The organism is Ruminococcus sp. J1101004sp1_RTP21198st1_B9_RTP21198_201120 (assembly GCF_040924245.1).
Taxonomy (GTDB): Bacteria; Bacillota; Clostridia; order Lachnospirales; family Lachnospiraceae; genus Blautia_A; species Blautia_A faecis.
Window position 1 is genome coordinate 1 of sequence record NZ_JBCOMI010000076.1, and the last position, 1,739, is coordinate 1,739.

Consider the following 1,739-nt stretch of genomic DNA (forward strand, 5'->3'; position numbering starts at 1 on the left):
CAATGTCATTTAGTTAATTTTCAAGGTTAGATCTTATACATGAGGTCTAACCTCTTTTTTAGTTTTTCCCTAAATAGGGGTTGACACTTCAACTCAAATGTGCGGCCGCTCTCACTACTGATTGGTTTTTAGAAGTAGTGAGAGCGGCCTTTGTAGTTAAAGAAGCATCTGCACGATGCAAATACAACTACAAGGAGATTTTTTTATGCTACAAAACCAAATCAAAACCATATTTAATTCGGCTGTCTCAAAGGTCGTTGACAACATTGACCAGTATACTTTTTCTCCAGAAAAAGATTTGAAACGCCACAAAAAACTTCCAGCTGATAAACTTATCTCATTTCTGATTTCAGAAGGCTCCGCCTCAACAAAATTAGAACTTTTAGATTTTTTCAATCTAAGTAATAACTGCGTGACAAATTCAGCCCTTAATCAGCAAAGGACCAAACTCAAACCAGAGGCACTTCAACAAGTTATGTATGAATTTAATGATGCCATTTTCCAAGAAAAGGTTTCATCGAAATACCGTTTTATTGCTGCCGATGGATCCACGGCCACCTATTTTAGCAAAGCATCCTTTTCACCAGATGAGTACTACGTAAATCAAGGGCATTCACAGAAAGGATTTTACAGCATGCATATTAACGCATTTCAGGATATTCAAAAACATATCTATACTGATATTCTCATTCAACCGGTTCATAAAAAAGATGAATTCAATGCTTTCTGTACCATTGTTGACAGACATCCGGCTCTTCCTAATACTAAAAATGTTTATATAGGTGACCGTGGATATTGTTCTTATAACAACATGGCTCATGTTATTGCTTCTGCCCAATATTTTCTTTTTCGAACTAAAGATATTCACTCCAAAGGTCTGGTTGGAAAATTTAATTATCCTGATTCTGACACCTTCGATATCGATGTGAATGTTACACTTGTCAGAAGTCACTCGAGAAAAATCCAGGTGAAAACTGATTACTATAAACGTTTTGTGGACCACGCTACATCTTTTGATTATCTTGAATACGGGGCCGATGATACATACGATATCTCTTTCCGGGTCGTTCGTATTAAAATATCTGATGATACCTATGAGTGTCTGGTCACAAATCTTCCACGTAAAGAATTCGATATGCAGCAACTAAAACTTTTATACTTTGCCAGATGGTCTATAGAATCCTCTTTTCGAAAACTGAAATATACGATTGGTCTAAACAACTTTCATTCGTATAAACCAGATTATATAAAGCAGGAAATCTATGCAAGAATCATTCTATATAATGTGACAGAAACCATAATCAACAATACGATAATTGAAAAACGTGAAACAAAGCATGCCTACAAAGTGAATTTTACAGTAGCGGCACATATAAGTAGAATCTTCCTTCGTCTGACCACGAAAGAAGATTCCATAGATGTTATGGAAATCCTTAAGTCCGAACTTATTCCAATAAGGGACGAACGCCAATACCCAAGGCTAAAGACAGCTCATTTCCGAAAACCTCGGTATTTTATATATAGAGCTGCTTAAGAAAATTCATAACACTTTGAATTATAGCATTTTTTGAAGCAGATGAAAATCTGCTTATTTGTCGTTGAAGAAAATATCCTTTATGTTGATAAAATTTTCCAACTCCCCACTCTCATAATCAAATCCAATAACTTTCGTGTCTAATATCGTATTTCTAATGGTGTTATCTCATTCATATTCCAATTAACTAAATGACATTGGTTCA

Annotated in this window: 1 protein-coding gene; it reads left to right on the plus strand. The window is 35.1% G+C overall.

From position 1 onward, the window contains the following. Positions 1-205 precede the first annotated feature (205 nt). The gene (locus AB5618_RS21300; protein WP_368367051.1) at positions 206-1,534 is read left to right on the plus strand and encodes an IS4 family transposase; all 1,329 of its coding nucleotides are present in this window, start codon (positions 206-208) and stop codon (positions 1,532-1,534) included. Positions 1,535-1,739 lie beyond the last annotated feature (205 nt).